Source organism: Agarivorans aestuarii (assembly GCF_019670125.1).
Taxonomy (GTDB): domain Bacteria; phylum Pseudomonadota; class Gammaproteobacteria; order Enterobacterales; family Celerinatantimonadaceae; genus Agarivorans; species Agarivorans aestuarii.
Genome location: NZ_AP023033.1, coordinates 2,069,645 through 2,090,248 on the forward strand (window position 1 = coordinate 2,069,645; position 20,604 = coordinate 2,090,248).

Genomic DNA, 20,604 nt, shown 5'->3' on the forward strand with positions numbered 1-20,604 from the left:
AATTTGCGGCGAATTCTACCAGAAAAACTGTGACGAAAACAGCATTTCAGCACGTAGTTCTAGGAGAGGTCTTCGCCCACTAATTGTTGGTAACTGCCGTTGTCTATTCCATCTAAGGTATAGCGGCCAATTTGATAGCGAACCAAGCGCAGGGTGGGGAAGCCAATAGCTGCTGTCATGCGCCTAATCTGCCTATTTCGGCCTTCTTTAATGCTAATGCTTAACCAAGTTGTTGGAATGGATTTACGCTCTCGAACTGGTGGATTGCGTGGCCATAAATTTGGTTCATCCATAAGCGCTACTTTGGCTGGTAAACAGGGGCCGTCTTTTAGCACTATGCCTTTACGCAAGGGCTCTAAATCAGCATCCTTAGGCGCACCTTCAACTTGCACCCAGTAGGTTTTTGCGGTTTTAGCTTTAGGGTTGGCAAGTTTATGTTGCAGTTTTCCGTCGTTTGTTAACAGCAATAAACCTTCACTATCTCTGTCTAACCGGCCGGCAGCATATACATCGGGAATGTCGACATAGTCTTTTAAGGTAGCTCTACCTTGCCCATCGGTAAACTGGCTAAGTACGTCAAAGGGTTTGTTGAACAGAACTAAACGGCGCGGGCCATTAAGTGGTTTAACTGATTTGGCCTGAGGCTTTCGTTTAAAACGTCGCGACTGTTGGGGTTTTGCAAACTTATTCATGGCGGCAATTGTAACATCTAATGGATGTACCACTAGTAAAACAATGTTAAAGCGTTTGTAAATGGTTTATTATTTTGGCCGAATTATTGGACGGTGAGTAGATAAGTAAACAAACTTTGTAGTTTTTTATTGCTTGCTAACCACCTCGCAGACTCGATCATTTGTATAAAAATGGCAGCCATTGCGAGAGCAACCACAACTTTTAGGGACCGACATGACGTCAAAGATTATTTATACCTTAACGGACGAAGCGCCAGCCTTAGCCACTTACTCACTGTTACCTATTGTACAAGCGTTTACTAATGCTGCTGGTGTTGATGTAGAAACCCGTGATATTTCTTTAGCTGCTCGTATTATTGCTAGCTTTCCTGAATGTTTAACCGAGCAACAACAAATCTCTGATGCCTTAGCCGAGCTAGGCGAATTGGCTAAAAAGCCAGAAGCTAACATTATTAAGCTTCCAAACATCAGCGCCTCGGTTCCGCAATTAAAAGCGGCGATTAAAGAGTTGCAAGCCCAAGGTTACGCTTTACCTGATTACCCAGAAGAGCCAAGTAACGATCAAGAGCGTGACGCCAAAGCCAAATACGATAAAGTAAAAGGCAGCGCGGTAAACCCAGTATTGCGTGAAGGTAACTCTGACCGCCGTGCACCTGGTTCAGTTAAACAATATGCTCGCAACAACCCACACTCTATGGGTGCTTGGTCGAAAGATTCATTAAGCCACGTTGCTAGCATGAGCCAAGGTGATTTTTACGGCAGTGAAGTATCAGCTACTATCCAAGATGCTGGTTCAGTATCAATTCAGTTAAAAACTGTAGCTGGCGAAACCATCACCTTAAAAGAAGCATTCCCTGTACTAGCCGGCGAAGTAATCGACGCGGCTGCGCTAAACGTGGCTGAACTTTCTGCCTTTATAGAAGCAGAAATTGAAGATGCTAAAGCTAAAGGCATTTTGTTCTCGCTACATATGAAAGCCACCATGATGAAGGTGTCTGACCCAATTATCTTTGGCCACGTAGTAAAAGTATTCTTTAAAGATGTATTTGCTAAATATGGCGAGCTATTTGAAGAGCTAGGTGTTGATGTAAGCAACGGCTTAGGTGACGTTTACGCAAAAATTCAACAGTTAGACGCTGCCAAGCAAGAAGAAATTAAAGCTGCAATCGACGCGGTATACGCTCAGCGCCCTGGTTTAGCCATGGTAGATTCAGACAAAGGCATTACTAACTTGCACGTACCAAGCGATGTAATTATTGATGCGTCTATGCCTGCAATGATCCGCGCTTCTGGTCAAATGTGGAATGCAGAAGGCAAGCAACAGGATACTAAAGCGGTGATCCCAGATCGCAGCTACGCAAGCATTTACCAACAAACCATCGATTTCTGTAAAGAGAACGGCGCGTTTAACCCAACAACTATGGGTTCGGTAGCTAACGTTGGTTTAATGGCGCAAAAAGCCGAAGAGTATGGTTCACACGATAAAACCTTTACCGCACCAGCTGCTGGTACGGTAGAAGTAGTTGACCAAAATGGCCAAGTAGTACTTAGCCAAGCGGTTAAGCAAGGCGACATTTTCAGAATGTGCCAAGTAAAAGATGCGCCAATCCGTGATTGGGTAAAACTAGCGGTTAACCGTGCTCGCTTAACCAATACTCCAGCAGTATTCTGGTTAGATGCAAATCGTGCTCACGATGCACAACTCATTAGCAAAGTAGAGCAGTACTTAGGTGAACATGACACTAGCCGTTTAGAAATTAAAATACTTGCACCAAGCGACGCGACTCAGTTCTCTCTAGAGCGTGTTAAGCAAGGCTTAGACACTATTTCTGTTACGGGTAACGTATTACGTGACTACCTAACCGACTTATTCCCAATTCTTGAGCTAGGTACTTCAGCTAAAATGCTGTCAATTGTACCGCTTATGAATGGCGGTGGTTTATTCGAAACTGGTGCCGGCGGTTCTGCACCTAAGCACGTTCAGCAATTCGAAAAAGAAAACCACTTACGTTGGGATTCTTTAGGTGAGTTCTTAGCGCTATCTGCTTCTTTAGAGCACCTAGGGCAAGTAACTAACAACGCTAAAGCTGCGGTACTAGCCAGTACGCTTGATAAAGCTACAGGTACTTTCTTAGATGAAAACAAATCGCCTTCTCGTAAAGTAAAAGAGCTAGATAACCGTGGTAGTCACTTTTACCTATGTTTGTATTGGGCACAGTGCTTAGCAGAGCAAAGCGAAGACCAAGAGCTAAACGCTATTTTTGCTGACGTCGCGCAAAAGCTTGCTAGCCAAGAAGCTCAAATTGTAGAGCAGTTAAACTCAGCTCAGGGACCAGCCGTTGACTTAGTTGGGTACTACCAACCAGACAGTGCTAAAGTGGCCGCAGCAATGCGCCCAAGCCCTTTGTTTAACGCCGTTATCGATAGCCTTCGTTAATTATTTACAAGATGTAAACAAAAGCCGATGCGTGAGCATCGGCTTTTTTGTTTTTAAGGCCTTGCTGAAAAGCGGCCAATAAAAAACCAGTCACGTAGACTGGCTTTTTGTTTAGCTGCTGCAGCGAGCGCTAGTTTTGACTGTCATCGAAAACAATGCTTACTGCGTGGCTACCTTTGGGGCCTTGCTGTGTTTCAAATTGAACTGGCTGACCAGCTTTAAGGGTGCGATACCCTTCCATTTGAATCGTCGAATAGTGAGCGAAGATATCTTCTCCACCTGTATCCGGGCAAATAAAACCAAATCCTTTTGCGTTGTTAAACCACTTAACTGTTCCGCTTGGCATACGACATATCCCTATTAAATTTATCTACCAAACTGACCGAGTTGGTCACTTTTGACGCAACTTTGAGTCAGCTGTTTAACAATTTAGTAAAATATTTACTACAGTCAAGTTTTCAAGGTACTTTTCTACTAGCCTTGTTAACTCAAAGCGGTTATGTTGAGAAACAGAGACGCGTTTTTACTACTATAGTTTTTATGAGCAAATTATCTGATTGGTTAGATGTTGAAGAAATAACCAAACAAGCAAAAAGTGAGACAGCACCGCCACCAATGTATAAGGTGGTTTTAAATAATGATGACTATACTCCTATGGAGTTCGTTATTGAGGTGTTGCAGTTGTATTTTAATATGGATTTGGACAAAGCAACCCAAATAATGCTTACCATTCACTACAAAGGTAAAGGAGTTTGTGGGGTTTTCACGGCCGAAGTAGCTGAAACCAAAGCTGCACAAGTAAATAGTTATGCTAAACAAAATGACCATCCCTTGATGTGCACTATGGAGAAAGCATAGCTAAGTAGTATTGATTGTCTTTAGGGGGCCTATGCATGCTAAATAAAGAGTTGGAACAAACTTTAAACCAGGCGTTTAAAGAAGCAAGACAGCAACAACACGAATTCATGACGGTAGAGCACTTGTTGTTGGGTTTATTAGAAAACTCTGCCGCCAAGGAAGCTCTAGTCGCTTGTGGGGCTAACCTCAACCAGCTTAACCAAGAGTTAAGCAGTTTCATTGAACAAACCACCCCTGTTATCCCAGAGGACGATGGAGAGCGCGAGACGCAACCTACTCTTGGTTTTCAACGGGTTCTCCAACGTGCAGTTTTCCATGTTCAATCTTCTGGCAATAGTGAAGTAAGTGGCGCCAATGTATTGGTAGCTATATTTAGCGAACAAGAAAGCCAAGCCGTTTATTTCCTCAAAAAAGCAGATATTAGCCGTTTAGACGTGGTTAACTTCATCTCTCATGGCATTCGTAAAGATGAAGAACCTAGTGCTGAGCAAGGCCCTGCTGAAACAGAAGCTCAATCTGAAGAGACTAAGCAGCTAGAAAGCTTTGCTAGCAACCTTAATCATTTGGTGCTTAAAGGCAAAATTGACCCGCTTATTGGCCGAGATAAAGAGTTGTCTCGCACCATTCAAGTATTGTGTCGTCGCCGCAAAAACAATCCATTGTTAGTAGGTGAAGCCGGCGTGGGTAAAACTGCAATAGCCGAAGGTTTGGCTTACCGTATTGTGCACGAAGATGTGCCAGATGTGATTAAAGACGCCACTATCTACTCTTTAGATATTGGCTCGTTGCTAGCGGGAACCAAATACCGTGGTGACTTTGAGAAACGTTTCAAATCTTTATTAAAGCAGCTTGAAAACGCCGAGAATGCGATTTTGTTTATCGATGAAATCCACACCATTATTGGCGCAGGCGCGGCTTCTGGTGGTCAACTAGATGCGGCCAACCTAATTAAACCTTTACTAAGTAATGGTTTATTGCGCTGCGTAGGCTCTACAACCTATCAAGAATACAATCAAATATTCGAGAAAGACCGTGCTTTGGCTCGTCGTTTCCAAAAAATTGATGTAGTAGAGCCAACGGTTGAAGATACCACCAAGATTTTGTTGGGCTTGAAAAGCCGGTACGAAGCGCACCACGACGTTCGTTACACCAAACAAGCAATGCGCAGTGCGGCAGAGCTTGCAGCTAAGTACATTAACGAGCGCCACCTTCCCGATAAAGCGATTGATGTAATTGACGAAGCTGGCGCCAGTATGCGCATGTTGCCAGTGAGTCGTCGCAAAAAAACTATTGGGGCAGGGGATATTGAAGCGATTGTTGCAAAAATTGCTCGTATTCCAGAGGCGAAAGTATCTTCTTCAGACAGAGAAACACTGCGCAGCTTAAATGAAATATTGAAGATGGTGGTATTTGGCCAAGATCCAGCCATTGATGTATTGGTTGATGCCATTCGTTTAAACCGCTCTGGCTTGGGTGCAGAGGAAAAACCGGTTGGTTCATTCCTATTTGCTGGCCCTACGGGTGTAGGTAAAACCGAGGTAACCCAGCAGTTAGCTAAGGCCTTAGGTGTTGAACTTATTCGTTTTGACATGTCTGAATACATGGAGCGCCATGCCGTTTCACGCTTGATTGGTGCGCCTCCAGGCTATGTAGGTTTTGACCAAGGTGGCTTACTGACTGATGCAGTGCTTAAGCACCCGCATTGTGTGGTATTGCTCGATGAGATTGAAAAAGCCCATGAAGATGTATTTAACTTGTTATTGCAAGTGATGGATCACGGCACGCTAACCGATAACAACGGTCGCCATGCTGATTTTCGTAATGTGATATTGGTTATGACTAGTAACGCAGGGGTTAAAGAGACCGAGCGCTCTGCCATTGGCTTTAAAGAGCAGGATATGAGCTTTGATGCAATGGATGAGATTAAGCGCATATTTGCCCCCGAATTTAGAAACCGCTTGGACAACATCATTTGGTTTAACCATTTAGATGAAAACATTATTGAACAGGTGGTCGATAAATTTATTGTGGAGCTGCAAGCTCAGCTTGACGCTAATGGCGTGTCTATGGAGGTCAATACAGAAGCGCGCTTATGGTTGTCTGAACAGGGTTATGACAAAGCAATGGGCGCAAGGCCAATGTCTCGAGTCATTCGTGAGCAACTTCGTAAGCCACTGGCTAACGAAATTCTATTTGGCCGCCTAAATGATGGTGGGCACGTAGATGTTGGAATTAAAGACGGCAAGTTAGATTTTCAATACGAAGATGAAGTTGCTGAAGTGTAATTACTAATGCTAAATACGATCAAAAAAGCCAGCTACTAGCTGGCTTTTTTTAAATTGTTTTAAAACAATTGCGGATTAGCGCGCGCGGAAAACAATGCGCCCTTTTGACAAGTCGTACGGTGTTAATTGAACCGTAACTTTATCCCCGGTTAAAATGCGGATGTAGTTTTTACGCATTTTTCCAGAAATGTGGGCAGTAACAACATGTCCGTTTTCTAGTTCTACACGGAACATTGTGTTAGGCAAGGTGTCTAACACTGTGCCTTGCATTTCAATATTGTCTTCTTTCGCCATTGAGTCCTCTGTTTGACACGCACTTATAAAAACGCAGGGAGAATGCCAGATTTACTGCCTTGTGTAAAGTTTATCCTCTAAATCTATTGCCATTTACTGTTAATAAATCGTTGATGTGGCAAATAGTTCCGTTTGTAGTTCATTTTTCTGCACTCATCCACCTGATAACCCAAATATAACCAGTCCTTGCCTTGCTGTTTGGCTTGGTTAATTTGCATTAACACTGCCAAATTTCCCAATGAAAATTTATCTAAGTCTGGGTCGAAGAATGTGTAAACAGCGCTAAATGACTTTGAGAAAACGTCAGTAACGCACACCGCGACTAATTGTTCATCATCAAATAGCTTTAGGTATTGGGTGCTAGACCAATGACACTGCAAAAACTCAAAGAAAGCTTTTTCATTAGGAGGATACATGCTGCCATCTTTGTGTCGCGCTTCGATGTAGCGGGCATAAAGTAGATAGTCGTCTTGGTCTGGTTGATGATGCCAACGAAATTTAAGCTGCTTAGTTTTGTTAAGAATCCGTTTTTGCGATTTGCTAGGGCTAAAGTCTGCCACCTTAACTCTTAATGATTGGCATTGATTACAAGCGCTGCAAGCTGGGCGGTATATCTCACTGCCGCTGCGGCGAAAACCGAGCTCCAATAACTGTGAGTAGTAGGCTGACTTTTGTTCGTTATTACACAATAAAAAACACAGTTGCTCTTGTTGGTCTTCTAAATATGGACAAGTATTTACTTGGCTTAAACCCAGCGGCAACTGCATTAAAAAATAACCTGCTGTTGCCAACAGTTCGTATCGACTTTGTTGTCTTTGTGTTTGTTAAGCAGATTTAAAAAGCTCGTTCTTTCAATCGCTTCCATTCCTAAGCTCAACAAGTGAGGGTTCTCAACTTGCCCATCGATGTATACGCCACCATGTTGTTTAAAGTGCTGGCAAAAGCGGTGAAAAGCGAGCTTTGATGCGTTAGTTTCGGTATGAAACATCGACTCACCACAAAAGATTTCCCCAACCAGAACACCGTAAAGCCCGCCTACTAATTCCTCGCTCTTCCATACCTCTACCGAGTGAGCTCGGCCTAGTTGATGTAAGGCCATATAGGCTTTAATCATGTCTTGATTTATCCATGTTTCATCGGTGCGCAAGGCTGCGCAACGTTTAATAACCTTTGAAAAATCATGATTCACCGTAACCTTTAAGGTGGTTTTACGCATAAATTTTTGCATGCTTTTGTTTACGGTATGCACGCTTAGGTCTAAGCCGATTCTAGGGTTGGGGCTCCACCATAAAACCGGTTGGTCATCACTAAACCAAGGAAAAATGCCATTGTCATAGGCTGCGATTAACCTTCGCGGACTAAGATCTGCGCCAATTGCTAACAAACCATTAGGCTCGTCTAAGGCATTATTTGGAGAGGGGAATGGGCGATTGAATTCTAAGAATACTGGATGCACTGGCACTTATAGCTTTTACAATATCTCTAACAAGTATATCAATAATAAACGAATTGTAGGCATAAAAAAGCCGGTTATTAAACCGGCTTATAAGATGCTTAGTCGTTTATGCTATCTAAGTATCGCTCTGCGTCTAGCGCTGCCATACAACCTGCACCAGCTGAGGTGATGGCTTGACGGTAAATGTGGTCTGCCACATCGCCCGCTGCATAAATACCAGGGATGCTGGTTTGAGTTGCATTGCCTTCAGTACCCGATTGAATAGTGAGGTAACCATCTTTCATCTCTAACTGGCCTTCAAAGATGCCGGTGTTAGGTTGGTGACCAATGGCAATAAAGGCACCCATTACTTCAATATCTTGGCTAGTAGCATCTTGAACGTTCTTAATACGTACTCCAGTTACACCCATTTCATCACCTAACACTTCATCAAGGGTTTGGTTTAAGTGCAGCACAATATTACCGTTAGCGACTTTATCCATTAAGCGTTTAGTTAAGATCTTTTCGCTTCGAAACTCTTCGCGGCGGTGAATTAGGTGCACTTCAGATGCAATATTCGATAAGTACAAGGCCTCTTCAACGGCAGTGTTTCCACCACCAACAACCGCAACTTTTTGGTTACGGTAGAAGAAACCATCACAAGTAGCACAAGCAGAAACACCTTTACCTTTGAATGCTTCTTCCGAAGGTAGGCCCAAGTACTTAGCCGATGCACCTGTGGCAATAATCAGCGCGTCACAAGTGTACTCGCCGCTATCACCTTTCAGTTTGTATGGCTTCTCTTTGAAGTCAACTTCGTTAATATGGTCGAATACGATCTCAGTTTCAAATTTTTCGGCATGAGCTTGCATACGTTCCATTAGGGCAGGGCCCGTTAAACCTTCAGCATCACCCGGCCAGTTTTCAACTTCAGTAGTGGTGGTTAATTGACCACCTTGCTGAATGCCAGTGATAAGCACTGGGTTTAAGTTGGCGCGTGCCGCATATACTGCTGCAGTGTAACCCGCTGGGCCGGAGCCTAGAATAATTAGTTTGTGGTGTTTTGCATTGCTCATGATTGCTAAAATTCCTTAAAGTTCTTGCTTGATATATGAGGGTACAAAATCCGAAATCAAGCACTATAAAGCGAAATAATTGTGCTTTATACAAAGTAGAAGTTTGTTGGACACAGCATAATAGGCTTCGTTATTCCTACCAAATAATAAAACTTTATATGGATATGCGTATTTATCTAGCCTTTAATTCGGCTTTTTACTTGATAGTCCGTGCATTTTGTGGAATAAATAATGCCTAGGGATAAGACAAAAGTTTAAAAAAGTCTGTTGGCTTGGGTTTTAGCTCTGCATCTCGCTTGGAATGACTTATTTATGTGTGAAAGGACATCCACATAATTTATGCAAAGACTACAAGTATTAATGCATAAAAAGTCAGCACAACTTGGTGTACTTAGGGACAACAATCGTATCACCATTAATGGAAGCAAAAGGTCGACCAATGAAGGAACTGGATCGTATTGATCGCAACATACTTAATGAGTTGCAAAAAGATGGCCGCATATCGAATGTGGAACTTTCAAAACGTGTAGGCCTTAGCCCTACACCTTGTCTAGAAAGGGTTAGACGTTTAGAGCGCCAAGGTTACATTACTGGTTACACTGCTATTCTAAACCCTCAATACTTAGACGCTTCGCTACTGGTTTTTGTTGAAATCACGTTGAATCGCGGTGCTCCTGACGTATTCGAACAATTTAATCATGCTGTGCAACAGCTTGAAGAAATTCAAGAATGTCATTTAGTGTCAGGTGATTTTGATTATCTATTAAAGACTCGCGTAGCAGATATGTCTGCTTACCGTAAGTTATTAGGTGAAACCTTGTTACGCCTACCTGGTGTTAACGACACCCGTACTTACGTAGTGATGGAAGAAGTGAAGCAGAGTAATCGACTAGTTATCAAAAACTAACGGAGTCGTTTCCCCCTCCAATTCATTTTTGATAAAGTTAAACAAGCGGCTATAGCCGCTTGTTTTGTTTTTAGCCAAACAGAATAATTATTGGATATTTTTAGTTCAAGGGAACGCTTGTGACAGATACTACAGACAGCAAATTGTCTGGCTTTGCTCGAATTGCGGAAGTTGGTGCCATCGCAATGGGCGCTTTAGGTGTTTACCTAATGGTAGCCTTATTAAGTTTTAATCCGAGCGATCCTAGTTGGTCGCAAACTGCTGGCCAGCAAAGCATTGCTAACGCTGCGGGAAGCTCCGGTGCTTGGTTCGCTGACTTATTGTTGTTTAGCTTTGGCTTTATGGCTTATAGCATGCCGTTTATTTGTGGTTTGTTGGCTTGGGCCTTGTTTTGGCGACCCTGCCCAATTGCCCAAGTCAACTTCTTCACTTTAGGTCTTAGGCTTATTGGCTTTGTTTTCACCTTCGTTAGCTTAACCACGCTAGCGAGCATTCATATTGACGATTTCCATTTCTTTTCTTCAGGAGGCTTAGTGGGAGATATCTTCACTCAGCTAATGATTCCGGTGTTTGGATTACTCGGCACCAGCATTATTTTATTAGCCGTGTTTGCCGGCGGTATTACTTTGTTTACCGGCCAATCTTGGGTTCAATTTGTAGAGCAGCTCGGTGGTGGGCTTAATTCTACCTATCGCGCAGTTGTTGGTTTTCCAGAGCGTTTACGAAATAAAAAACAGCATGAGTTAGAGCAAGATGTATTAATGCGAGACTTTGCGGCAGAGCCCGCTCAGCAAGCATCGGAGCAAAGCCCGCTTAGTGAGGGAGACGCAGAGCTTCAAACTGATTTTGTTGAAGAGCAAAATACATATCAAGAGCCAACGCTCGATCAAATTGTTTACTCAGAGCCAGAAACCTCTGTTGCTGCTGAGCTTAGTTTCTCTATGGACAGTCACTTTGAGGCAGAGTTGTCACAGGCAAAAGAAGATATTGAATTTGCTTACGAAGACGAAGCGATTGATCCACCGAGTGTGATTATCGATGATACCGCTCCTGAGCCCATGCCAGATATTCCCTTTGGCGGTGAAACTGTTGCAGTGGCTAAACCGCCTGCAGCTAAACCCGCAGCGCCGGTAAAACCCGCTCAACCAAGGTTAAGCCGTTTACCTGATATGAATTTGTTAGATAGGCCCGACAAAAAAGCTAACCCAATTTCACCAGAAGAATTAGAGCAAGTTTCTCGTTTGGTTGAAGCAAAGCTACTTGATTTTAATATTCAAGCATCGGTAGTTGCCGTTCATCCAGGACCAGTAATTACCCGTTTTGAGCTCGATTTAGCGCCAGGGGTTAAAGTTAGCAAAATTACTAACTTGTCTAAAGATTTAGCACGCGCGCTGTCTGCTATTAGTGTGCGGGTAGTGGAAGTGATACCTGGTAAGTCTGTGATTGGATTAGAATTACCTAACCGTTATCGTGAGATTGTTTATCTTAGCGAAGTGATTGATAGCAGCGTCTTCCATCAATCTAAATCGCCTTTGGCGATGGTATTAGGTAAAGACATTGCTGGCCAGCCAGTGGTGGCTGATTTAGCTAAAATGCCTCACTTATTGGTTGCCGGTACTACGGGTTCGGGTAAGTCTGTTGGCGTAAACGTAATGATTGTCAGTCTTCTGTATAAATCCACGCCAGAAGACGTTCGGATGATTATGATTGACCCCAAAATGTTGGAGCTGTCGGTCTACGAGGGCATTCCTCATCTATTGTCTGAAGTTGTTACCGACATGAAGGAAGCCGCCAATGCACTTCGTTGGTGTGTTGGAGAAATGGAAAGGCGTTATAAGCTTATGTCTGCCATGGGCGTGAGAAACCTTAAAGGCTTCAATCAAAAAGTGGTCGATGCTATTGAGTCAGGCAACCCTATTGTTGACCCATTGTGGAAGCCTGAAGACAGCATGGCTGAAACAGCCCCTACCTTAGAAAAACTGCCTCACATTGTGGTTATCATCGACGAATTTGCCGACATGATGATGATTGTGGGTAAAAAGGTTGAAGAGTTAATTGCGCGTATCGCTCAGAAAGCTCGCGCCGCTGGTATTCATTTGGTGCTTGCTACACAGCGTCCATCGGTAGATGTTATTACCGGCTTGATTAAGGCGAATATTCCTACACGGATGGCCTTCCAAGTATCTAGCCGTATTGATTCACGTACTATTCTTGACCAGCAGGGTGCAGAAACCCTATTGGGCATGGGTGACATGCTTTACCTGCCAGCGGGAACGGGTGTACCAACACGTGTTCACGGAGCATTTGTTGATGACCACGAAGTACACGCTGTAGTATCGGCTTGGAAAGAACGTGGTGAACCAGATTACATTGATGAAATTCTAAATGGCGAAGCGGGGCCAGATGCGATGTTGCCGGGTGAAGTGGCAGAGTCTGATGAAGAGCTCGATGCTTTGTTCGATCAAGCTGTTATGCATGTTACCGAAACCCGACGTGGTTCTGTATCTGGAGTACAACGTAAGTTTAAAATTGGTTATAACCGCGCCGCTCGTATTGTTGAGCAAATGGAAGCTCAGGGCATTGTTAGTGCACCAGGTCATAACGGTAACCGGGAAGTTATCGCTCCACCGCCGGTGAAAATTGATTAAGAGAAAAGATGAAAAAATTACTGAGTATAAGTTTTGCTGCTTTGTTGTCTGCCCAAGCGTTTGCTAATGAGGCGGCCGACGAGTTACGCACCCATCTTGCAGATTTAAAGGGGTTTCAGGCACAGTTTAAGCAAACGGTGATAGATGCCGATGGTGTAAGCATTCACCAAGCCGAAGGAAAGCTAAGCTTAGCTAGGCCTGCAAAGTTAAACTGGCAACAGGTAATACCCGAACAAGACATGATAGTGTCTGATGGGTCAACCATTTGGTACTACAGCCCGTTTGTTGAGCAAGTGACCATTATGGATGCGAGTGAGGCAATCAACCAATCCCCCTTTATTTTGCTTGCCGATGATCGCAGCGAGAGCTGGCAAAATTATCAGGTTGAAAAACAACAGCAGGGCTTTTTAGTAAAGTCGAAAGACGATCCTCTGCAAGCTGCCTTTTGGGTAAAGCTTAATTCAGATAACAGCATTTCTCGTTTTGATATCATCGAAAGCACTGGCCAACGTAGCCAGTTCGACCTAGAGGGGTTTAAAGCTAACCCAAGCTTTAGCGATAAGTTGTTTAGCTTTGAAATCCCCAAAAACACCATGATTGATGACCAGCGCTAATGAGCCTTGAGCTAAACTTTGAGGCCGACTTTCGGCCTCTTGCTGCGAGAATGCGGCCCAGCAAACTAGAGCATTATGTCGGCCAGCAACATATTTTGGCCGCAGATAAACCTCTGCATAAAGCCATTTCATCTGGGCAGTTGCACTCGATGATTCTTTGGGGGCCTCCTGGTACAGGAAAAACCACCATTGCAGAATTAGCCGCCTTGTATGCCGATGCGGAAGTAGAAAAGATCTCAGCCGTAACCGGGGGGATAAAAGAAGTACGCGCCGCTATTGAGCGCGCTCTGCAAAACAAACAGGTTAGTCGTCGCACCATTTTGTTTGTTGATGAGGTTCATCGCTTTAACAAAAGCCAACAAGATGCGTTTTTACCGTATGTTGAGAACGGCACTGTTATCTTTATTGGCGCAACTACCGAAAATCCGTCTTTCGAACTTAATAACGCCTTATTATCACGGGCCAAAACTTATGTATTACGCGCTTTAGACTGCGAGGCTATTCAACAACTGTTGAATCGGGCTATTAACGAAGATGAGTTGCTAAAGCAACACACACTAAATTTTGAAGAAGGTGTATTAGAAGCGCTTTCCACATTAGTGAGTGGGGATGCACGCCGCGCCTTAAACTTGTTAGAGATGATGAGTGAATTGGCTGAGGGCGAAGGTCAGCAGAAACAGCTAAGTTTTGATCTTCTCAAGCAAGTTGCCGGAGAACGCTATAGTCATATAGATAAAGGCGGCGATAAGTTTTACGATTTGTTATCAGCCCTACATAAATCTATCCGTGGTTCATCGCCGGATGCGGCATTGTTCTGGTACTGTCGAATTTTAGAAGCTAGTGGTGACCCTCTATCGGTTGCGCGACGATGTTTGGCTATTGCCTCTGAAGACGTGGGTAATGCCGATCCCCGCGCGATGCAAATTGCTGTAAGCGCCTGGGACTGCTTTACCCGAGTTGGCGCCGCCGAAGGGGAGCGGGCGATAGCTCAAGCTGTGGTTTATTTGGCCTGTGCGCCTAAAAGTAACGCGGTGTATACCGCTTTTAAAGCGGCTAGGCTTGCAGCAAAAGAGTTCGGCGATGCCGAGGTGCCGGTACACTTGAGAAATGCGCCAACTAAGTTAATGGCAGAACTAGGTTATGGTGCAGAATACCGCTATTCTCACGATGAACCTAATGCATACTCTGCTGGTCAGCAATACCTGCCAGACCCTTTATTAGGCCATCAGTTCTATCATCCTGAGCCCCGTGGTTTAGAAAAGCAGATTGCTGAAAAGCTTGAATACTTGCGTAACTTAGACCAACAAGCGCAATAGCCAACAATAAACAACACTATTTTCAGTTTATTACTCAATCCAGCCTACAGCCCGATTGTGTCTGTAAGTAGTTGCTTTATAATAAGCGAGTTTTGGAAACCAAATAATTAGCAAAGCTTATTTTGCCTTCACTACAGTAGGTTAAATTGGAGCTTTGCCTTTAATTAACGACAAGAATTGGAAGTAGGTTATTGAATGTTAGACGCTAATTTGTTGCGCGGCGAAATAGAAACCACCGCAGAGCGCTTAAAGACTCGTGGATTTGAACTAGATGTAGCACGATTGACAGAGCTAGAGAGTCGTCGTAAAGAGCTGCAAGTTCGTACCCAAGAACTACAAAATGAGCGTAATACCCGTTCCAAATCTATCGGCCAAGCTAAAGGTCGTGGTGAAGATATAGCGCCACTTTTGGCAGAAGTAGGGCAGCTTGGCGAAAAGCTAGACGCTGCTAAAGCCGAACTCAATGACCTGCTAGAAGAAATTAAAGATTACGCTTTAACTTTACCTAATCTTCCTCATCCGAGTGCACCTATTGGTAAAGACGAAGAAGAAAACGTTGAATTACATACTTGGGGCGAGCTGCCAAGCTTTGATTTTGAGGTTAAAGACCACGTAGATGTAGGTAGTGACTTACAAGGGCTAGATTTTGCTAATGCAGTTAAAATTAGTGGTTCACGCTTCATTGTAATGAAAGGCAAGATTGCCAAGTTACACCGTGCAATCGCTCAGTTTATGTTAGATACGCATACCGAGGAGCATGGTTATCAAGAAATGTACGTGCCTTACTTGGTTAACTCAGACTCTTTATATGGTACTGGTCAAATGCCTAAATTTGGCAAGGATTTGTTCCATACTCAGCCAGCGACCGAAGAAGGCATTGGTATGAGCTTAATACCAACTGCTGAAGTACCGCTAACAAACATGTTACGTGACAGCATTGTGGAAGAGGCTGAATTGCCGATTCGAATGACTGCCCATACGCCGTGTTTTCGCAGTGAAGCAGGCTCTTACGGCCGTGATACCCGTGGTTTGATCCGCCAACACCAGTTCGACAAAGTGGAAATGGTGCAACTGGTTCAACCAGAGAAGTCTTACGAAGCATTAGAAGAGATGCGCCAACATGCTGAAAATATCCTTCAAAAGCTTAAACTTCCTTACCGCGTTGTAACGCTGTGTACAGGTGACATGGGCTTTGGTGCAACAAAAACCTACGATTTGGAAGTGTGGGTTCCGGCTCAGAAGGCTTACCGCGAAATCTCTTCAGTATCTAACTGTGAAGATTTCCAGGCTCGTCGCATGCAAGCACGTTTTCGTGCTGCTGGCGCTAAAAAGCCTGAGTTACTGCACTCACTAAATGGTTCTGGTTTGGCAGTAGGCCGTACTTTGGTGGCAATATTAGAGAACTACCAAAACGCCGATGGCAGCATCAAGGTTCCAGAAGTATTGCAGTCTTATATGGGCGGTTTAGAAACCATTACGGTTTAAGTAATGCTTAAAAGAAAAAAGCGCCTTTAGGCGCTTTTTTTATATGTAAATCAAGTGCTAAATACACTTTACTGGTTTAGGCAACCCGGCTACTTTAGTGGCTTGTTTTGCTGGGCCTTGCGGAAATAGTTTATACAAGTAACGGCTATTACCTTTTTCTGGACCAAACTTTTTGGCCATCGCTTTAACTAAGGCTCGCATGGCCGGGGAAGTATTAAACTCTAAGTAGAAGTTGCGAACAAACCTTACAACCTCCCAATGAGCCTCACTCATTTCAATCTCTTCAAGTTTGGCGATATGGGCTGCCAAATCTTCTGACCAACTGTCTATGTTGATCAAGTAGCCGTTTTTATCGGTTTCGTATTGCTGACCGTTAAATTCAATCATTATATCTTTCGTATCTATCTTTAACTTGTGCCTAGTCTACCACTTACCATTTACTAGTAGTTGACGAATTTTCTTTAAGTCTTTGCCGATTAACTGCAGTTGGTAAGCAATCAATAGCTCGTTGCCGACTAACTGGGGAAGAAGTTGGTTAATTGCTCGGGTAAATGCATCATTGTTTGCTTGCACTATGGGTCGGTTTGGCCCTTTAAGTAATAAGTAATCGTGCATTAACTGCAATTCGTCTTGAATTAGCTCACCTAAACTAGCCAAGCGCTCAGCCGCTTGATTTGATTGCAGTTGGGTGCGGTGAGTTGACAGTGCGGAGAGATGCGATAACAAGTGATGGCTTAAGCCAACGAGCTGATATAAGTCTGGTGATAAGCGTTGCTTGCGGCTGGGCTCTGCAAGCATGTATTGCCAATGTCGAACTAGTTCAGCCTCGCTTTGATAAGCGTGGTAGCGACTCAGCCTAAAATCAGTGGTCTCTTCAACATCAGCATTAAAATACTGGTTGAAAATAGCGGTTTGGTAGTTAGCTATATTAGCAAACAACTGACTGATAATTTTGCGGCTTTGCTTGTGTTGCCAATCTGGCCACAAATAGCGAAGCGCCGCCATTGCCATTAGAGCACCTATCACTGTGACTAAGGCTCGAACTACCAAGGCTTCGTTAGCGGGGTACCCTTGAAGGTCGAGAGATATGGCAACAAACACCGTAATCATCGCCACCGATATTGCGTAATTAAAGTGAAAGAACAAAAAGAATAGCATGACAAGGCCGGGTATCAGTGAGGTAAGAGCGATGTCGGGCAGTTGCAGGTAACTTAGTGCGGCTGCAACACCAACCCCAGCAATAGTGCCATATACCCTTTTATCGACGCGCTTTTTGGTGTCGTGATAATTAGGTTTCACCACAAGCAAACAACTTAACATTAGCCAATATGCATGTTCGTCGCCCGATAGTTGAATGAGGCCGTAGGCGAGCAGCATAAGCGTAGCCATTCGTAAGGCGTGGCGATTAACGCTCATGCTGAGATCGACGGCTTGTGACAGGTATTGTTTAACTGATATTCGAGTAAAAGGTGAAAAGCTTTGTTCAGGCTCGGGGAAATGTTGTTCGTGAAAACACAGGGCTACTACCTTATGTAGGTTTTTTAGCATGTAGGCAAAACGTGGTGGTACATCTTTAAGGTTTGCACGCGCTGTTTCTAAACTATCTACCGCGGTAATTAACTCTTGTTCTGCACTTTGATCAAGATGTTTTGCGCCAATCATCCGCGCTATTCGAACTAAAACTGCGCGCGTGTCAGCGAGTAAAGTTCTTGGTAATACGCGTTGCAAACGTTGGTAGTCTAGGTGTGAAGAGCTTAAACGTTCATGCAGTAGTTGAGCTTTGAAGAATCGGTCCATTTGGCTGGACCCCACATGCTGTTTGTTGCGCTGTTGGTAAACATAAAGACCATGGCGAATCACACCTAATTGCTCAGCAATATCGGCGCTTTGAGCTGTTAACTTTACTTGTATGTCAGTGATGTTGGCTTCACGTTGAAACAAGCGGGTTTTAGTTAATTGATAAAGACTAATTTGTTTAAATACTTGGTCTAGTTGTTTGTCTAGCCAACGCGTTGGGTAAAGTGCATTGATTAACAGCGAGAGTAGGGCGTAGCTTAATGCGCCAACCACTAACCAAAACGGTTGTAACCAAGGGTTGTCGTAGGTGTTGTACCCCAGCATGGTGTAAATAGCGATGATTAACGAACAGAGGGAAATGGCACCGTACTTTTGCCCTAGTACCGGCATTCGCATAAACAAATAGGTAGAGCAAAATAAACCTATGGCGAACAGCCAAGGCCAGGGAAATAACAAGGTAACTGAGATACTGGCTAGGGAAAAGCTACCCATCATCAATAGCGTGCTTTGAACGCGATGTTGATAAAAATCTGGGCTGTCGGCTAAGCCTGCAGCAACTACGCCAAGTGTTGCAGTTAAGGCAATATCTAAATTAAACACTAAGCCCAAGCTAAGAATAAACATAGCTAAGCCAGCTGCTTTGCAGGCTATGGTCCAATTAAGTTTGGAAGGGTCTAGTTTAAGATTAAGTACCATAAATAAAAACGCCCTGTAAGAACAGGGCGTGATAGTCCTTTAGCAGTATCGCTTAGTCGTCGTTTAAGAAACCTAAGATATGTAATAAGTTTACGAAAATATTAAATACATTCAAGTACATAGAGATAGTTGCTCGAATATAGTTGGTTTCGGTACCGTTTAGGATATTGCTGGTATCATAAAGAATAAATCCAGAAAACAGCATTACTGCTGCACCACTAATAGCTAGGCTAAACATTGGTATTTGTAAGAACAAGTTAAGTAACATGCTCACTACAACCACAATTAGACCTGCCATTAAAAAGCCGCTCATAAAAGAGAAGTCTTTTTTGGTGGTGAGTACATAGCCTGACAAACCGAAGAAAATAAGACCGGTCATGCCTAAGGCTTGCATTACAATTGCACCACCTTGAGGGAACTGCAGGTAATGGCTAAGGATAGGTCCTAGAGAGCCACCCATTAAGGTTGTAAATACAAAAGTCCAAACCAAACCCATTGATGAGTTAATGCTTTTAGGTAGAACGAAGAATACGATTACCATGGCGGCAACCATCATACCAATAGATGCTAAGTGGCCAATTCCGGCTACTACTGCAAAGAATGCTGCAATGGCACTGGTAAACAAGGTCATCGAAAGTAAGGCGTAGGTGTTACGCAATACCTTATTTGTTTCCAGTTTCGATGCAGCGCTATAGTTTATCGTGCTCGGCTGATTCATTATTTCACTCCGTTTTGACTGAGTTAATTCGTTAAGTTATGTAAAACGAAATTCTAGTATAACGAGTTTTTTAACAAATAAAATCAAATCTGCCATCTAAAAGTGCGTTTAGCCTCACCAAATCATCATCAAATAATTTCCTAAGACGCTCAACTACTTAACAAAATTGCCTTGGCTAAGTGAAAAAATCAATCGCCTTAAAACCTCGGTAGTATTGCACTCCGAATCACATATCCCTATGATCAGCGTATTAACAGGGCAGTTTGCCTAAACCATTCAGCGAATAAGAGAGACGGATAACAGATGTTAGTTTTAGGACATACTAATCCAGACTGCGACAGTATTGCGGGTGCAATATCGTTAGCAGAATTATTAACCAAGCAAGGCACACCAGCAACAGCGATTGCTCAAGGTGAGCCTAACCCTGAAGCCAAATTTCTCTTAGACAAAATTGGTTTTGCTGCACCTGAAGTGCGTAACGAAATTGCCGGCGAAGATGTATGGCTAATTGACTACTCTGATTGGGGGCAAGCGCCCAAAGACGCGAAAAAAGCTAACATTCGCGGAATTGTCGATCACCATAAGCTAGGTGATATCACTACTGCTGAGCCTTTAGAGTGTTGGATCCGCCCAGTAGGATGTAGCTGTACAATTGTTTATAGCATGTACCAAGCGTCTAACATCACGCCAAGTAAAGAAGCTGCAACCTTAATGTTAGGTGCTATCTTAAGTGATACGGTCAAGTTTAATTCTCCTACATTTACTCCAGTAGATCGCGAAGCGGCAGAAGCGTTGGCCAAGTTAGCCGGTGTTGCTGACATCGAAGCATTTGCCGACGAGCAATTTGCGGCTAAATCAGACGTTGCGTCTGTACCCGCAGATGAGTTGGTACTTAGAGACCAAAAAGTCTATGAGATTAACGGTAAGCAATTTGCTATTGCTCAACTAGAACTTACTTCAGTTAAGCCAGTGCTTGCGCGTTTGGATGAACTAGAAGCAGCCTTAGTGGCGCTTAAGCAAGCAAATAACTACCATACAGCTCTGGTACTGTTAACTGACATTACTAGCCTAAACTCTACGGGCTTAATCTGTAGTGACGAAGCCGCTCTAGTTGCGTCTACCTTAGGTGGGACTATAGAAGGTTCGGTTATTGATTTACCTGGCGTAGTAAGCCGTAAGAAACAGGTTATGCCACCGCTTCAACGTGAGTTTGATGTAGTCTAAAAGCTATTTAACTCGCTAAAAGCCAGCGTCTATCGCTGGCTTTTTTGTAAGTAAATGTAGGTGGGCTTAATTTTGTAACTCTCGGTAGCGTTTTCAGTAACAAGACATCTCATTTTGGTTTA

Annotated in this window: 18 protein-coding genes; 9 read left to right on the forward strand and 9 right to left on the reverse strand. The window is 43.6% G+C overall.

Features of this window, described 5'->3' with window-relative positions; translation table 11 throughout:
• Nucleotides 1-59 precede the first annotated feature (59 nt).
• On the reverse strand, nucleotides 60-692 hold the full coding sequence (locus K5609_RS09670) for a pseudouridine synthase (RefSeq protein WP_221076977.1): 633 nt from the start codon (nucleotides 690-692) through the stop codon (nucleotides 60-62).
• 214 nt (nucleotides 693-906) lie between these two features.
• On the opposite strand from K5609_RS09670, the gene K5609_RS09675 reads away from it, so the two are divergent.
• Nucleotides 907-3,129, forward strand: a complete 2,223-nt coding sequence (locus tag K5609_RS09675) for an NADP-dependent isocitrate dehydrogenase (protein WP_221076978.1) — start codon at nucleotides 907-909, stop codon at nucleotides 3,127-3,129.
• 130 nt (nucleotides 3,130-3,259) lie between these two features.
• On the opposite strand, the gene cspD is transcribed toward K5609_RS09675, so the two are convergent.
• Complete coding sequence (cspD, locus tag K5609_RS09680) at nucleotides 3,260-3,475, reverse strand: cold shock domain-containing protein CspD (RefSeq protein WP_016401033.1); 216 nt, start codon at nucleotides 3,473-3,475, stop codon at nucleotides 3,260-3,262.
• A gap of 194 nt (nucleotides 3,476-3,669) precedes the next feature.
• Between cspD and clpS the strand changes: the two genes are divergently transcribed.
• Nucleotides 3,670-3,987 carry an ATP-dependent Clp protease adapter ClpS gene (gene clpS / locus K5609_RS09685; RefSeq protein WP_016401032.1) on the forward strand — a complete coding sequence of 106 codons (318 nt, stop codon included), beginning with the start codon at nucleotides 3,670-3,672 and terminating at the stop codon, nucleotides 3,985-3,987.
• A gap of 35 nt (nucleotides 3,988-4,022) precedes the next feature.
• The gene (gene clpA, locus K5609_RS09690) at nucleotides 4,023-6,272 is read left to right on the forward strand and encodes an ATP-dependent Clp protease ATP-binding subunit ClpA (protein ID WP_221076979.1); all 2,250 of its coding nucleotides are present in this window, start codon (nucleotides 4,023-4,025) and stop codon (nucleotides 6,270-6,272) included.
• A gap of 75 nt (nucleotides 6,273-6,347) precedes the next feature.
• Here clpA and infA read toward each other — a convergent pair whose 3' ends face one another.
• The 4 genes from infA to trxB all read right to left on the reverse strand — a co-directional run bounded on the left by infA (nucleotide 6,348) and on the right by trxB (nucleotide 9,077).
• Nucleotides 6,348-6,566 carry a translation initiation factor IF-1 gene (gene infA, locus K5609_RS09695; RefSeq protein WP_016401030.1) on the reverse strand — a complete coding sequence of 73 codons (219 nt, stop codon included), beginning with the start codon at nucleotides 6,564-6,566 and terminating at the stop codon, nucleotides 6,348-6,350.
• Between the two features lie 83 nt (nucleotides 6,567-6,649).
• Nucleotides 6,650-7,333 carry an arginyltransferase gene (locus K5609_RS09700; protein WP_221076980.1) on the reverse strand — a complete coding sequence of 228 codons (684 nt, stop codon included), beginning with the start codon at nucleotides 7,331-7,333 and terminating at the stop codon, nucleotides 6,650-6,652.
• Nucleotides 7,333-8,022: a leucyl/phenylalanyl-tRNA--protein transferase gene (gene aat / locus K5609_RS09705; RefSeq protein WP_221077240.1), complete on the reverse strand. Its 690-nt coding sequence runs from the start codon at nucleotides 8,020-8,022 to the stop codon at nucleotides 7,333-7,335. The genes K5609_RS09700 and aat overlap by 1 nt, the downstream gene beginning before the upstream one ends.
• 98 nt (nucleotides 8,023-8,120) lie before the next feature.
• Nucleotides 8,121-9,077, reverse strand: a complete 957-nt coding sequence (gene trxB / locus K5609_RS09710) for a thioredoxin-disulfide reductase (protein ID WP_221076981.1) — start codon at nucleotides 9,075-9,077, stop codon at nucleotides 8,121-8,123.
• A 418-nt stretch (nucleotides 9,078-9,495) separates the two neighbouring features.
• Between trxB and lrp the strand changes: the two genes are divergently transcribed.
• The 5 genes from lrp to serS all read left to right on the forward strand — a co-directional run bounded on the left by lrp (nucleotide 9,496) and on the right by serS (nucleotide 16,047).
• Nucleotides 9,496-9,984, forward strand: coding sequence for a leucine-responsive transcriptional regulator Lrp (gene lrp, locus K5609_RS09715; RefSeq protein WP_040306996.1), 489 nt, complete (start codon nucleotides 9,496-9,498; stop codon nucleotides 9,982-9,984).
• Nucleotides 9,985-10,103: 119 nt separating this feature from the next.
• The gene (locus K5609_RS21885) at nucleotides 10,104-12,632 is read left to right on the forward strand and encodes a DNA translocase FtsK (protein WP_221076982.1); all 2,529 of its coding nucleotides are present in this window, start codon (nucleotides 10,104-10,106) and stop codon (nucleotides 12,630-12,632) included.
• A gap of 8 nt (nucleotides 12,633-12,640) precedes the next feature.
• Nucleotides 12,641-13,246 carry an outer membrane lipoprotein periplasmic chaperone LolA gene (gene lolA / locus K5609_RS09725; RefSeq protein WP_221076983.1) on the forward strand — a complete coding sequence of 202 codons (606 nt, stop codon included), beginning with the start codon at nucleotides 12,641-12,643 and terminating at the stop codon, nucleotides 13,244-13,246.
• Nucleotides 13,246-14,562 (forward strand): replication-associated recombination protein A, encoded by a 1,317-nt coding sequence (locus K5609_RS09730; protein ID WP_221076984.1) that lies wholly within the window; start codon nucleotides 13,246-13,248, stop codon nucleotides 14,560-14,562. The genes lolA and K5609_RS09730 overlap by 1 nt, the downstream gene beginning before the upstream one ends.
• A 195-nt stretch (nucleotides 14,563-14,757) precedes the next feature.
• Nucleotides 14,758-16,047: a serine--tRNA ligase gene (gene serS, locus K5609_RS09735; RefSeq protein ID WP_221076985.1), complete on the forward strand. Its 1,290-nt coding sequence runs from the start codon at nucleotides 14,758-14,760 to the stop codon at nucleotides 16,045-16,047.
• A 57-nt stretch (nucleotides 16,048-16,104) separates the two neighbouring features.
• Here the strand turns inward: serS and K5609_RS09740 are convergent, their stop codons facing one another.
• From K5609_RS09740 to K5609_RS09750, 3 genes are read right to left on the reverse strand one after another with little or no spacing between them, the layout of a single operon-like run.
• Complete coding sequence (locus K5609_RS09740; RefSeq protein WP_221076986.1) at nucleotides 16,105-16,434, reverse strand: TusE/DsrC/DsvC family sulfur relay protein; 330 nt, start codon at nucleotides 16,432-16,434, stop codon at nucleotides 16,105-16,107.
• 36 nt (nucleotides 16,435-16,470) lie between these two features.
• Complete coding sequence (locus K5609_RS09745) at nucleotides 16,471-18,540, reverse strand: FUSC family membrane protein (RefSeq protein ID WP_221076987.1); 2,070 nt, start codon at nucleotides 18,538-18,540, stop codon at nucleotides 16,471-16,473.
• 52 nt (nucleotides 18,541-18,592) lie between these two features.
• The gene (locus K5609_RS09750; RefSeq protein WP_221076988.1) at nucleotides 18,593-19,258 is read right to left on the reverse strand and encodes a Bax inhibitor-1/YccA family protein; all 666 of its coding nucleotides are present in this window, start codon (nucleotides 19,256-19,258) and stop codon (nucleotides 18,593-18,595) included.
• Nucleotides 19,259-19,561: 303 nt separating this feature from the next.
• Here K5609_RS09750 and K5609_RS09755 point away from each other — a divergent pair, with 303 nt between their 5' ends.
• Entirely contained in the window at nucleotides 19,562-20,482 is a 921-nt protein-coding gene (locus K5609_RS09755; protein ID WP_221076989.1) for a manganese-dependent inorganic pyrophosphatase, read from the forward strand.
• Nucleotides 20,483-20,604 lie beyond the last annotated feature (122 nt).